10 protein-coding genes and 1 other RNA gene are annotated in these 13,099 nt (G+C 55.1%); 9 read left to right on the top strand and 2 right to left on the bottom strand.

The window, feature by feature from the left end; translation table 11 throughout:
* Positions 1-66 precede the first annotated feature (66 nt).
* Positions 67-1,638, bottom strand: coding sequence for a galactarate dehydratase (gene garD, locus AB3N39_RS18150; RefSeq protein ID WP_136195042.1), 1,572 nt, complete (start codon positions 1,636-1,638; stop codon positions 67-69).
* A 374-nt stretch (positions 1,639-2,012) separates the two neighbouring features.
* On the opposite strand from garD, the gene garL reads away from it, so the two are divergent.
* The 9 genes from garL to AB3N39_RS18105 all read left to right on the top strand — a co-directional run bounded on the left by garL (position 2,013) and on the right by AB3N39_RS18105 (position 12,277).
* On the top strand, positions 2,013-2,783 hold the full coding sequence (gene garL / locus AB3N39_RS18145; protein ID WP_136195043.1) for a 2-dehydro-3-deoxyglucarate aldolase: 771 nt from the start codon (positions 2,013-2,015) through the stop codon (positions 2,781-2,783).
* 21 nt (positions 2,784-2,804) lie between these two features.
* The gene (gene garR / locus AB3N39_RS18140) at positions 2,805-3,695 is read left to right on the top strand and encodes a 2-hydroxy-3-oxopropionate reductase (protein ID WP_136195044.1); all 891 of its coding nucleotides are present in this window, start codon (positions 2,805-2,807) and stop codon (positions 3,693-3,695) included.
* A gap of 59 nt (positions 3,696-3,754) precedes the next feature.
* Positions 3,755-4,131, top strand: an RNA gene (gene rnpB, locus AB3N39_RS18135) — RNase P RNA component class A.
* Positions 4,132-4,818: 687 nt separating this feature from the next.
* Positions 4,819-5,739 (top strand): transcriptional regulator TdcA, encoded by a 921-nt coding sequence (gene tdcA / locus AB3N39_RS18130; RefSeq protein WP_008501504.1) that lies wholly within the window; start codon positions 4,819-4,821, stop codon positions 5,737-5,739.
* Positions 5,740-5,840: 101 nt separating this feature from the next.
* On the top strand, positions 5,841-6,830 hold the full coding sequence (tdcB, locus tag AB3N39_RS18125) for a bifunctional threonine ammonia-lyase/L-serine ammonia-lyase TdcB (RefSeq protein WP_111965010.1): 990 nt from the start codon (positions 5,841-5,843) through the stop codon (positions 6,828-6,830).
* Positions 6,831-6,839: 9 nt separating this feature from the next.
* A complete protein-coding gene (tdcC, locus tag AB3N39_RS18120; protein WP_127732383.1) occupies positions 6,840-8,171 on the top strand; it encodes a threonine/serine transporter TdcC in 1,332 nt (443 codons plus the stop codon).
* Between the two features lie 30 nt (positions 8,172-8,201).
* Positions 8,202-9,410, top strand: a complete 1,209-nt coding sequence (gene tdcD / locus AB3N39_RS18115; protein WP_367897316.1) for a propionate kinase — start codon at positions 8,202-8,204, stop codon at positions 9,408-9,410.
* Between the two features lie 15 nt (positions 9,411-9,425).
* On the top strand, positions 9,426-11,720 hold the full coding sequence (gene pflB / locus AB3N39_RS18110) for a formate C-acetyltransferase (protein ID WP_367896937.1): 2,295 nt from the start codon (positions 9,426-9,428) through the stop codon (positions 11,718-11,720).
* A 146-nt stretch (positions 11,721-11,866) separates the two neighbouring features.
* Positions 11,867-12,277, top strand: coding sequence for a Spy/CpxP family protein refolding chaperone (locus tag AB3N39_RS18105; RefSeq protein WP_133295180.1), 411 nt, complete (start codon positions 11,867-11,869; stop codon positions 12,275-12,277).
* Between the two features lie 89 nt (positions 12,278-12,366).
* On the opposite strand, the gene AB3N39_RS18100 is transcribed toward AB3N39_RS18105, so the two are convergent.
* Positions 12,367-13,068, bottom strand: a complete 702-nt coding sequence (locus AB3N39_RS18100) for a pirin family protein (RefSeq protein WP_115876325.1) — start codon at positions 13,066-13,068, stop codon at positions 12,367-12,369.
* Positions 13,069-13,099: the final 31 nt, after the last annotated feature.

Genomic DNA, 13,099 nt, shown 5'->3' with positions numbered 1-13,099 from the left:
TTCCCCTCTTCCTAACCCTCTCCCCATAGGGGAGAGGGGACCGTTCGGTGCGGTTGGGAATATGAATCACGTCACCGGTGCCGGGTTGAACACCGCCAGCTGATTATGTAATCCCCATTGATCCGAGAAGGTTTTCTTCCGCCCGCTGGCGACATCCAGAATGAAGTGGAACAGTTTCCAGCCCACGTCCTCAATGCTCTCTTCCCCGGTGGCGATAGTGCCCGCGTTGATATCCATTAAGTCATACCAGCGGTTTGCCAGCTCGGTGCGGGTCGCCATCTTGATCACCGGTACCGCCATCAGGCCGTACGGCGTGCCGCGCCCGGTGGTAAAGACCTGCACCGTAATGCCGGATGCCACCTGCTGCGTGCCGCAGACGAAATCGCTGGCCGGCGTTGCCGCGTAGATCAGGCCGCGTTTCGTCGGGCGCTGGCCCGGAGAGAGCACTTCCACAATCGCGCTCTGGCCGGATTTGGCAATCGACCCGAGGGCTTTTTCCACTACGTTGGCCAAGCCGCCTTTTTTGTTCCCGGGGGAGGGATTGGCGCTGCGGTCGGTTTTGCCCATATCGAGATAGCTATCGTACCAGGCCATTTCCTCGAGCAGGCGCTTGCCGACCTCTTCATTAACGGCGCGTGGTGTGAGCAGATGGATGGCATCACGCACTTCGGTTACCTCGGAAAACATCACCTTTGCGCCGCAGCGAACGAGCAGATCGGATGCAAAGCCCACCGCCGGATTGGCCGTCACGCCGGAGAAGGCATCGCTGCCGCCGCACTGGGTGCCCACAACCAGCTCAGAGGCCGGGCACGTTTCGCGCTGGCGGCGGTTGAGCTTGTCCAGATGGCGTTCTGCTACCTGCAAAATATCGTCGACCATTGAGCGGAAACCGACGTGGCGCTCGTCCTGCAGACGCACGATGCTGGCCTCGTCTGCCGGGATGGCTTTGACATCCTCGGTACCCTGCAGCAGGCGTTCTGGCTGCAATTTTTCACAGCCGAGGCCAATGACCATCACCTCGCCGCCAAAGTTGGGGTTCAGGGCGATATTGTGGATGGTACGGATAGGCACTACGGCAGCGGGGGCGTTAATCGCCACGCCGCAGCCGTAGAGGTGGTTCAGGCCAACCACGCCGTCGACGTTCGGGTATTTCGGCAGCAGATCGCGTTCGATGATTTTCACCACGTAATCCACTACGCCCGCCACGCAGTGCACGCTGGTGGTAATGCCGAGCAGATTCTTGGTGCCGACGCTGTCGTCCGCGTTGCGGTAGCCTTCGAAGGTATAGCCCTCCAGCGGAGGAAGCGGTTCCGGTACGCGAGTCGCCAGCGGAAGCGTGTTTAGCGGCGGCGCTTCCGGCAGCGCCACCAGCGACTCCTCAACCCAGCTCCCCTGTGGTATAGATCGAACGGCATAGCCGATGACTTCACCGTAACGTATGATTTCGCTGTTAACAGGGATATCCACCAGGGCGACTTTATGTCCCTGCGGAACATGCTCAATCAGTTCCAGCCCGTCCGGAAAGCGGGTACCCGCTTTTAAGCCATTATCGTTTACAATAATCGCCACATTATCGGTGTCGTTGACTTTTATATAAAACGCCGTCGGCGATGACTGTCGAATTTCAATGTCGGCCATTGTTAAGTATTCTCCAGCAAAGTATCTGATAATAAATTCAGCCAATTTTAAAATAGTAGAAATAAATACGCGGCTTTCAGAAATAAAGCATGTCAGCATAGGGGATATGAAAATGTGATCTCGATCGCTCCAGAACCAGTAATGCCTGATTCTGTGCATTAGCGCCCAGCGCCTTGTGCATATGCAAAAAAAATTTATCGAAGTGTAACGCAATACTTGAGCATTAAAACAATGTGTGGTTGTGGATTGCGTCTTATACTGAATGACGATTTTATAACGCCAAAATACGTCAGAATAATAAATATAATGCTGGTGCGGTGTCTGAATAAATAAAATGATGCTGATATAGGCTGCGAATTAAAAAGGTAAATACGATGAGTAACGATATCTTCCCGAATAAATTTAAAGCGGCCCTCGCGGCACACCAGATTCAGATTGGCTGCTGGTCCGCGCTGGCAAATCCTATCAGCACCGAAGTGCTGGGCCTGGCTGGTTTCGACTGGCTGGTGCTGGACGGCGAACATGCGCCGAACGATATCAGCACCTTTATTCCGCAGCTGATGGCGCTTAAAGGCAGCCACAGCGCCCCTGTAGTGCGTGTCCCCACCAACGAGCCGGTGATTATCAAGCGCCTGCTGGATATCGGCTTCTATAACTTCCTGATCCCGTTTGTGGAGACGGAAGAACAAGCGGCACTGGCCGTAGCCTCTACGCGCTATCCGCCAGAAGGGATCCGCGGCGTTTCCATTTCGCATCGCGCCAATATGTTTGGCACCGTGCCGGACTACTTCGCGCAGTCCAACAGCAACATCACCATTCTGGTTCAGATTGAGAGCCAGCAGGGCGTTGATAACGTCGATGCGATTGCAGGCACCAATGGCGTGGACGGTATCTTCGTTGGCCCAAGCGATCTGGCTGCCGCCTTTGGCCATCTGGGTAATGCCAGCCACCCTGACGTGCAGCGCGCGATCCAGCACATTTTTGCCCGCGCTAAAGCACACGGCAAACCGTGCGGCATTCTGGCACCGGTTGAGGCTGACGCCCGTCGCTATCTGGAGTGGGGAGCCACGTTTGTTGCCGTCGGCAGCGACCTCGGCGTATTCCGCTCGGCCACGCAGAAATTAGCGGACGCTTTTAAAAAATAACCATCATTGAGGAAACAGATTATGACGCTGAAAGTGGGTTTTATTGGCCTGGGGATCATGGGTAAACCAATGAGTAAGAACCTCATCAAAGCAGGTTACTCGCTGGTGGTCTCCGATCATAATCCACAGGCCGTGGCTGAGGTGATAGCGGCTGGCGCAGAAACAGCCACCACCGCGAAAGCCATTGCCGAGCAGTGCGATGTCATCATCACCATGCTGCCTAACTCCCCGCATGTAAAAGAGGTCGCGCTGGGTGAAAACGGCATTATCGAGGGCGCGAAGCCTGGCCTGGTGCTGATCGATATGAGCTCTATCGCACCGCTTGCAAGCCGTGAAATCAGCGAGGCGCTAAAGGCAAAGGGTGTCGATATGCTGGATGCGCCGGTCAGCGGCGGTGAGCCGAAAGCGATCGACGGCACGTTGTCGGTGATGGTCGGCGGTGATAAAGCCGTTTTCGATAGATACTACGACCTGATGAAAGCGATGGCGGGCTCCGTGGTACACACCGGAGAGATTGGGGCGGGTAACGTGACCAAGCTGGCAAACCAGGTGATTGTGGCACTCAACATTGCCGCCATGTCTGAAGCGCTGACGCTGGCAACCAAAGCGGGCGTCAATCCGGACCTGGTCTACCAGGCTATTCGCGGCGGTCTGGCGGGTAGCACCGTGCTGGATGCCAAAGCGCCGATGGTCATGGAGCGTAATTTCAAACCCGGTTTCCGCATCGACCTGCATATCAAAGATCTGGCGAACGCGCTGGATACGTCACACGGCGTGGGCGCACAGCTGCCGCTGACCGCAGCGGTCATGGAGATGATGCAGGCGCTGCGTGCCGATGGCCTGGGCACGGCAGATCACAGCGCGATTGCATGCTATTACGAAAAACTGGCGAAGGTGGAAGTGGCGCGTTAATCACGGCTTTCCCATACCTGAGGGTGACAGCGGCGTGCAAACCCTCTATACTGCGCGCCGAAGCTGACCAGACAGTCGCCGCTTCGTCGTCGTCCCTTTCGGGGGAGACGGGCGGAGGGGAGGAAAGTCCGGGCTCCATAGGGCAGGGTGCCAGGTAACGCCTGGGGGGGAAACCCACGACCAGTGCAACAGAGAGCAAACCGCCGATGGCCCGCGCAAGCGGGATCAGGTAAGGGTGAAAGGGTGCGGTAAGAGCGCACCGCGCGGCTGGTAACAGTCCGTGGCACGGTAAACTCCACCCGGAGCAAGGCCAAATAGGGGTTCACATGGTACGGCCCGTACTGAACCCGGGTAGGCTGCTTGAGCCAGTGAGCGATTGCTGGCCTAGATGAATGACTGTCCACGACAGAACCCGGCTTATCGGTCAGTTTCACTTCTTAAAAAACCCCGCTTCGGCGGGGTTTTTGCTTTCTGAATGTTGCTGGTCGGGTAAGCGCTGCGCCGCCCGGCAACCGAACAAACGACATCAATTCTCATATTTGCGACATTAAGCACATTTCACTGTTTTTGCTCCTTCAGTATCGTTCCTGCATCTGTTGACGATCGTCATCACAAAATTTCACGCTAAAAAACAGAAGATTTACAGTATTGGTAATTTGTTAATATTGTTATCTTAATGATCGCAAAATTTTTCTTGTTTGATATGCATATATTGAAATTAAATACATTTATCCCGTGAATATGTGACGTATTCCACTCTTTTCCGCAAGCCTGAAAATTCGCGTTAGAAAAAATTGATAAATTGAAAGAATGTTTCAAACAAATAGCGGTTATTTATTGTCCTTTAATTGCCTGAAATATCGTCTTTATTGATTTTTTCCGGACGGTAAAATTTATCCGGGTTATCGCCATAAAATTAATTTATTACCGCTATTTTTATTGATCAATGTCAGCGTAGTGGCATATTTATATCGTTATATGTTAATGAAGTATAACGATTTTATTTTGTTTTTGGTGTGTGGGATAAAGGGCCGGGAAAGCAAATTGTGAGTAACAGCACATACCCCTTTAAACATTATTGAGTAGAATTCACCCCGTCATAGGGAAATAAGCGCAGAATATTATGAACACTATTATTCTACCGAAAACACAGCACCTCGTGGTATTTCAGGAAGTCATTAAAAGTGGCTCCATAGGTTCTGCAGCAAGGCAGCTGGGCCTGACGCAACCTGCAGTCAGCAAAATCATCAGCGATATTGAGTCCTACTTCGGCGTGGAAGTGATGGTGCGTAAAAACACAGGCGTAAAACTCACTGCCGCGGGCCAGGTTCTGCTCTCGTACTCAGAGTCGATCACCCGCGAAATGAAAAACATGGTGAGTGAAATTAACAGCCTGAGCTTCAGCACCGTTATGGACGTCTCCTTTGGCTACCCGTCGCTGATCGGCTTTACCTTCCTGTCTGAGATGATCAAAAAATTCAAGGAAGTGTTCCCGAAAGCACGCGTCTCGATGTATGAAGCCCAGCTCTCCTCTTTCCTCCCGGCCATTCGCGACGGTCGTCTGGATTTCGCTATCGGCACCCTGAGCGATGAAATGTTGCTACAGGATCTGCATGTCGAACCGCTGTTTGAGTCCGAATTTGTGCTGGTCGCCAGTAAAACGCGAACGTGCACCGGCCCGACGACACTGGCATCGCTCACGCACGAGCAGTGGGTGATGCCGCAAACCGATATGGGCTACTACAAAGAACTTCTGACCACCCTGCAAGACAACCACATCAGCATCGAAAACATCGTCCAGACCGATTCGGTCGTCACCATTTATAACCTTGTCCTGAATGCCGATTATCTGACGGTGATTCCCCGCGACATGATTGCGCCATTCGGTTCCGACCAGTTTATTGTGCTGCCCGTGGAAGATGAATTACCCGTGGCGCGTTATGCCGCCGTGTGGTCTAAAAATTACAGGATTAAAAAATCGGCGTCAGTATTAGTTGAGCTGGCAAAACAGTATTCGTCGATGAATATCGAAAGACGACGATGAATAATTAGTATTTATTTTAAAACACCCAGCGCGTTAACGTGTTAACGCGCTGACACCCTGACTTTGCCTGAAAAAGAATGAATTATTATAACGAGGATATTATGCATATTACCTACGATCTCCCTGTAACCATTGAAGATATTCAGGACGCCAGAAAACGACTGGCAGGAAAAATATATAAAACCGGTATGCCGCGCTCGAATTATCTCAGCGAACGCTGCAAGGGCGAAATATTCCTGAAGTTCGAGAACATGCAGCGTACCGGCTCGTTTAAGATCCGCGGCGCGTTTAACAAATTAAGCTCACTGACCGACGCTGAAAAACGCAAAGGCGTTGTCGCCTGCTCCGCGGGGAACCACGCGCAGGGGGTGTCTCTCTCCTGCGCCATGCTTGGCATCGACGGCAAAGTGGTGATGCCGATGGGGGCGCCGAAGTCTAAAGTGGCCGCGACGCGCGACTACTCGGCGGAAGTCGTGCTGCACGGCGAGAACTTCAACGACACCATCGCCAAAGTCAGCGAAATCGTCGAGATGGAAGGGCGTATTTTTATTCCCCCTTACGACGATGCAAAAGTCATCGCCGGGCAGGGCACCATCGGTCTGGAAATTCTTGAAGATTTATATGACGTGGATAACGTCATTGTGCCTATCGGCGGCGGTGGACTCATTGCCGGGATTGCAACGGCAATTAAATCCATCAATCCCACCATTAATATCATCGGCGTACAGTCTGAAAACGTGCACGGAATGGCTGCCTCCTGGCATGCCGGAGAAATAACCAACCATCGCGTTACCGGCACGTTAGCCGACGGCTGCGATGTCTCTCGCCCGGGGAAATTAACCTTCGAGATCGTTCGTGAACTGGTCGATGACATTGTGCTGGTGAGCGAAGACAACATTCGCGACAGCATGATCGCGCTTATTCAGCGAAATAAAGTAGTGACAGAAGGTGCCGGCGCGCTGGCCTGTGCCGCGTTATTAAGCGGCAGGCTTGATCACTATATTCAGGGTCGTAAAACCGTCTGCATTATTTCCGGCGGCAATATCGATCTCTCCCGTGTTTCCCAAATTACCGGCTTCGTTGACGCATAAAGGTGACCTATGAGCAACACAGAAAGCATTATCGTTGGCCAGACAAAAACGTCCTCCTGGCGTAAGTCTGATACCACCTGGACGCTTGGCCTGTTTGGTACCGCCATTGGCGCAGGCGTGCTGTTCTTCCCCATCCGCGCGGGCTTTGGCGGATTAATCCCTATCCTGCTGATGCTGGTTCTCGCGTTCCCGATAGCGTTTTACTGTCACCGCGCGCTGGCGCGCCTCTGCCTGTCCGGCAGCAATGTCTCCGGCAACATCACCGAAACGGTGGAAGAGCACTTTGGTAAAACGGGTGGGGTGGTCATTACGTTCCTCTACTTCTTCGCCATTTGCCCGCTGCTGTGGATTTACGGCGTCACCATTACCAACACCTTTATGACCTTCTGGGAAAACCAGCTCCAGCTGCCTGCGCTGAACCGCGGCGTGGTGGCGCTGTTCCTGCTGCTGCTGATGGCCTTTGTTATCTGGTTTGGTAAAGACCTGATGGTGAAGGTAATGAGCTTCCTGGTGTTCCCGTTTATTGCCAGCCTGGTGCTGATTTCCCTGTCGCTGATCCCTTACTGGAACTCGGCGGTGATCGACCAGGTCAACCTGAGCGATATCGCCTTTACCGGTCATGACGGCATTCTGGTCACCGTGTGGCTGGGTATCTCCATCATGGTCTTCTCCTTCAACTTCTCGCCTATCGTCTCCTCTTTCGTGGTCTCCAAGCGCGAAGAGTACGAGCCGGAGTTCGGTAAAGAGTTCACCGAGCAGAAATGTTCCAAAATCATCGGCCGCGCCAGCCTGCTGATGGTGGCTGTGGTGATGTTCTTCGCCTTTAGCTGCCTGTTTACGCTCTCTCCGCAGAACATGGCGGACGCCAAGGCACAGAACATTCCGGTGCTCTCTTACCTGGCGAACCACTTTGCGTCAATGTCCGGAACAAAATCGACGTTCGCGACGGTGCTGGAATACGGTGCCTCCATCATCGCGCTGGTTGCTATCTTCAAATCCTTCTTCGGGCACTATCTGGGCACGCTGGAAGGTCTGAATGGTCTGATACTCAAGTTCGGCTACAAGGGCGACAAGAAGAAAGTCTCTGTTGGCAAACTGAACACCATCAGCATGGTGTTCATTATGGGCTCCACCTGGGTTGTGGCCTACGCCAACCCGAACATTCTCGACCTTATTGAAGCCATGGGCGCACCAATCATCGCCTCTCTGCTGTGCCTGCTGCCGATGTATGCCATCCGCAAGGCACCGGCGCTGGCGAAATACAAAGGGCGTACCGAGAACGTCTTCGTTACCGCGGTCGGCCTGCTGACCATTCTGAATATCGTTTACAAACTGTTCTAAACCATTGCTCAGGAAGAGCGGAGTCACATGATGATTGAGTTTCCGGTTGTACTGGTTATTAACTGCGGGTCGTCCTCTGTTAAGTTTTCGGTGCTCGACGCCAACAGCTGCGATGCCCTGATGACGGGCATCGCAGAAGGGATCAACACCGAGAAGGCCTTTATTTCCGTGAACGGGGGTGAGCCGGCCAGACTGGCTCACCAGGACTACGAAGGGGCGCTGGCTGCCATCGCCCTTGAGCTGGAGAAGCGTAACCTGATGAGCAGCGTGGCCTTAATTGGCCACCGCATTGCGCACGGGGGAAATCTCTTCAGCGAGTCGACCCTGATCACGGAAGAGGCGATCGCGCAGATCCGACAGGTTTCCCCGCTGGCGCCACTGCATAACTACGCCAACCTGAGCGGCGTGGAAGCCGCAGAGCGTCTGTTCCCGGGCGTGCAGCAGGTGGCGGTATTTGATACCAGCTTCCACCAGACGCTGCCGCCGCAGGCGTATCTGTACGGATTGCCGTACCGCTATTTTGAAGAGCTGGGCGTGCGCCGCTACGGCTTCCACGGCACCTCTCACCGCTACGTAGCCGCGCAGGCGCATACGCTTCTCGGGCTGTCCCCCGATGACAGCGGCCTGGTGATTGCCCATCTCGGCAACGGAGCCTCCATCTGCGCGGTGCGCAACGGCGAAAGCGTCGACACCTCGATGGGGATGACGCCGCTGGAAGGGCTGGTAATGGGGACGCGCTGCGGCGACGTGGACTTCGGCGCGATGGCGTGGATTGCCCAGCAGACTGGCCAGTCGTTCGAGGATCTGGAGCGCGTGGTCAATAAAGAGTCCGGGCTGCTGGGGATCTCCGGCATCTCCTCCGATTTACGTACGCTGGAGAAAGCCTGGCACGAAGGCAACGAGCGGGCGCAGCTGGCTATCCATACCTTCGTGCACCGCATTGCGCGGCATATCGCCGGGCACGCGGCGTCGCTGCACCGCCTGGATGGGGTGGTCTTTACCGGCGGCATTGGCGAAAATTCGAAGCTTGTCCGCGCGCTGGTGGCGGAACATCTGAAAGTCTTCGGCATCATCCTCGACGACGCCAAAAATGCCCTGCCGGGGAGCGCGGGAGAGCGCGTGATTTCCACCGAATCGTCCCGCGTGGCCTGCGCGGTTATCCCTACCAACGAAGAAAAAATGATCGCGCTGGACGCCCTCCGTCTTGGAAAGGTTACCCCGGCCGCGGCTTACGCCTGATAAAGCGAGAAACACATGAAAGTAACAATCGATACGGGCGTCGCGCCCTACAGCGACGCATGGGCCGCGTTTCGCGGTGAAGAATGGAAAAACGCCGTCAACGTCCGCGATTTTATTCAGCATAACTACACCCCTTATGAAGGCGATGAAGCTTTCCTCGCGCAGGCGACGCCAGCAACGACGGCGCTGTGGCAGAAGGTAATGGTCGGCATTCGCCAGGAGAATGCCACCCACGCCCCGGTGGATTTCGACACCAACATTGCCACCACCATTACGGCTCATGGGCCTGGCTATATCGACCAGGATCTGGAGACGATCGTCGGCCTGCAAACCGATAAGCCTCTCAAGCGTGCGCTGCACCCGTACGGTGGGATCAACATGATCCGCAGCTCGTTTGAGGCCTACGGGCGGGAGATGGATCCGCAGTTTGAATATCTCTTTACCGAGCTGCGCAAAACCCACAACCAGGGGGTGTTTGACGTCTATTCCCCTGAGATGATGCGCTGTCGTAAATCCGGCGTGTTGACCGGTTTGCCGGACGGCTACGGGCGCGGACGCATCATCGGTGATTACCGCCGCGTGGCGCTCTACGGCATCAGCTATCTGGTACGCGAACGTGAACTTCAGTTTGCCGATCTGCAGGGCAGGTTGGAGCGCGGCGAAGATCTGGAGGCAACGATCCGCCTGCGCGAAGAGCTGGCGGAGCACAGGCGCGCGCTGCTGCAGATCCAGCAGATGGCGGCCAACTATGGCTTTGATATCTCTCGTCCGGCTATGAACGCCCAGGAAGCGGTGCAGTGGGTCTATTTTGCCTACCTGGCAGCGGTGAAATCCCAGAACGGCGGGGCGATGTCGCTGGGGCGCACGGCCTCGTTCCTCGATATCTACATCGAACGCGACATGCAGGCGGGGCGGCTGAGCGAGGTGCAGGCGCAGGAGCTGATCGACCACTTCATCATGAAGATCCGCATGGTGCGTTTCCTGCGCACGCCGGAGTTCGACACGCTCTTCTCCGGGGATCCGATCTGGGCGACGGAAGTGATCGCCGGCATGGGGCTGGACGGACGCACGCTGGTGACCAAAAACAGCTTCCGCTATCTGCATACCCTGCACACCATGGGACCCGCGCCGGAGCCTAACCTGACGATCCTCTGGTCAGAACAGTTGCCGATCGCGTTCAAGAAATACGCCGCGCAGGTATCGATCGTCACCTCTTCTCTGCAGTATGAGAACGACGATCTGATGCGTGCGGACTTCAACAGCGACGATTATGCCATTGCCTGCTGCGTCAGCCCGATGGTGATCGGCAAGCAGATGCAGTTCTTTGGCGCGCGCGCCAACCTTGCCAAAACGCTGCTGTACGCGATCAACGGTGGGGTGGACGAAAAGCTGAAGATCCAGGTCGGGCCAAAAACCGAGCCGCTGCTGGACGACGTGCTGGATTACGACACCGTGATGGCGAGTCTCGATCACTTTATGGACTGGCTGGCGGTGCAGTACATCAGCGCCCTGAATCTCATTCACTACATGCATGATAAGTACAGCTACGAAGCCTCGCTGATGGCGCTGCACGACCGGGATGTCTATCGCACCATGGCCTGCGGCATTGCCGGGCTGTCGGTGGCAGCGGATTCCCTGTCGGCGATTAAATACGCTACGGTGAAGCCGGTGCGCGACCATACCGGCCTGGCGGTCGATTTCGTGATTGAAGGGGACTATCCGCAGTACGGCAACAACGACGACCGTGTGGACAGCATTGCCTGCGACCTGGTGGAGCGCTTTATGAAGAAAATTCAGGCGCTGCCAACCTACCGCAACGCGGTGCCGACCCAGTCGATCCTGACCATCACTTCTAACGTGGTTTACGGCCAGAAGACCGGGAACACGCCGGACGGACGACGCGGCGGCACGCCGTTTGCCCCAGGCGCAAACCCGATGCACGGGCGCGACAGGAAAGGGGCGGTGGCCTCGTTAACGTCGGTCGCCAAGCTGCCGTTCACCTATGCCAAAGACGGGATCTCCTACACCTTCTCTATCTTGCCGCAGGCGCTGGGCAAGGACGAGCTGGTGCGCAAAACCAACCTGGTGGGGCTGCTGGACGGGTACTTCCATCACGAAGCGTCTATCGAGGGCGGGCAGCACCTGAACGTTAACGTGATGAACCGGGAGATGCTCCTCGATGCCATTGCGCATCCGGAGAATTACCCGAACCTGACGATACGCGTTTCAGGCTATGCGGTGCGGTTTAATGCGCTGACGCGGGAACAGCAGCAGGACGTGATTTCTCGAACGTTTACCCAGTCAATCTAAATGTGAGTGCTCATGCCCCCTCAACCCAGGGGGCATGTTTTTGCCCGCGAAACATACAAAATTGTTTATATAATTACTCACACATATTCATCCGCTCTTGAAAAACAATGCCCGCTTTTCCTATCACAGCATGTAAGGACAGTAAGATGATGAAAATGACCCGTATTGCGCTGATCGCCGCCTCGCTGGCAGTGTGCAGTTTTACGGCACAGGCCGCGAACGTTGAGGCTGCTCCGTCTCCATCGCAGGATCCGCTGGTACAGCACCTGAAGCTCAGCAATGAGCAGGTTAAGAAGATTGAAGATCTGCATAAGCAGCTGGAACAAAATGTCAGCAAGATCCCGATGACGGGCGTAAAGGACGGCGCGCTGGTCGACATGTTCCAGGCGGGTAAATGGGACGAAAGCACGGTCAAAAGCCAGCTTGCCGCCTTTAGCAAAATTGAAGAGCAGACCCGTTATTACCGCGTGAAATATTACTTCGACGTCAGCCAGGTATTAACGCCGGAACAGCGTAAACAGATTAGAACTGATATGGCCAACGCGCTGGCAGAGTGATTTCGTCGTTGCGTACGGCGCCGGATAATTCTGCCGAGGCTCGAGCGGTTCCCTCTCCCGTTGGGAGAGGGTTAACGTGAGGGCATTCTCTAAACCGGCAAATCAATCAGCAGCGCGCGCAGCGGAGTATCTGCCACCAGCGTGATATTCGCTTCATCACGAATAAACGCCCCGTCGCCGCAGGTGAGGGCTTCTTTTTCTTCCGTGTGCGTCACCGCATGCACCGTACCGTGAATAGACTGTAGATAGGCGCGCGGACCGTGAAGCTGGAAGCTCGCCTGTTCACCTTTCTTCAGTTCGATATGATGCAGCCACACCTGCTGGCGCAGCTGCAGGCTACCTGTACTGCCGTCCGGCGATGCAATCAGCTGCTGCTTATCGCCCGTTAAATCTAACTTCTGTACCAGCGGATTTTCCCGCTCAGGGCAGGCGTCGAGCCACAGCTGCATGCGGGTCAGCGTTTTATCTTTGCTGAGGTTATGCTCGCTGTAGCTGATGCCCGGCTGCGTGGAAATTAACAACGCTTCGCCAGCCTTTGCCTGGACATGATTGCCCTCGCTATCGCGGTATTCTGCCTCGCCTTCCAGGATCAGGTTCAGGATATCGACTTTCGGGTACGTACGCGGCTGGAAGGAGGCGCCCGGGGCGAGCACTTCCTGGTTCAGCACGCGCAGTGAAGCGTAACCGAGGAGTTTAGGGTCAAAGTAGTGTCCAAAGGAAAAGGTGTAGCGGGCCTGCAGCCAACCGAAATCGGCTTGTCCGCACTGTTTAGCTGTTCTTGTCGTAATCATAAACTTGACCTCTCTTTACACTAAAACAATG

This window comes from Enterobacter vonholyi (assembly GCF_040834095.1).
In the GTDB taxonomy this organism is placed as follows: Bacteria; Pseudomonadota; Gammaproteobacteria; order Enterobacterales; family Enterobacteriaceae; genus Enterobacter; species Enterobacter vonholyi.
This window is presented reverse-complemented; position numbering and strand designations above follow the sequence as displayed.

Excerpts from the sequence above, each read along its gene's own strand:
- AB3N39_RS18105 (WP_133295180.1), top strand. The coding sequence starts at position 11,867 with ATGATGAAAATGACCCGTATTGCGCTGATCGCCGCCTCGCTGGCAGTG.
- tdcB (WP_111965010.1), top strand. The coding sequence starts at position 5,841 with ATGCATATTACCTACGATCTCCCTGTAACCATTGAAGATATTCAGGAC.
- garD (WP_136195042.1), bottom strand. The coding sequence starts at position 1,638 with ATGGCCGACATTGAAATTCGACAGTCATCGCCGACGGCGTTTTATATA.
- pflB (WP_367896937.1), top strand. The coding sequence starts at position 9,426 with ATGAAAGTAACAATCGATACGGGCGTCGCGCCCTACAGCGACGCATGG.
- tdcC (WP_127732383.1), top strand. The coding sequence starts at position 6,840 with ATGAGCAACACAGAAAGCATTATCGTTGGCCAGACAAAAACGTCCTCC.
- tdcA (WP_008501504.1), top strand. The coding sequence starts at position 4,819 with ATGAACACTATTATTCTACCGAAAACACAGCACCTCGTGGTATTTCAG.
- garL (WP_136195043.1), top strand. The coding sequence starts at position 2,013 with ATGAGTAACGATATCTTCCCGAATAAATTTAAAGCGGCCCTCGCGGCA.
- AB3N39_RS18100 (WP_115876325.1), bottom strand. The coding sequence starts at position 13,068 with ATGATTACGACAAGAACAGCTAAACAGTGCGGACAAGCCGATTTCGGT.
- tdcD (WP_367897316.1), top strand. The coding sequence starts at position 8,202 with ATGATTGAGTTTCCGGTTGTACTGGTTATTAACTGCGGGTCGTCCTCT.
- garR (WP_136195044.1), top strand. The coding sequence starts at position 2,805 with ATGACGCTGAAAGTGGGTTTTATTGGCCTGGGGATCATGGGTAAACCA.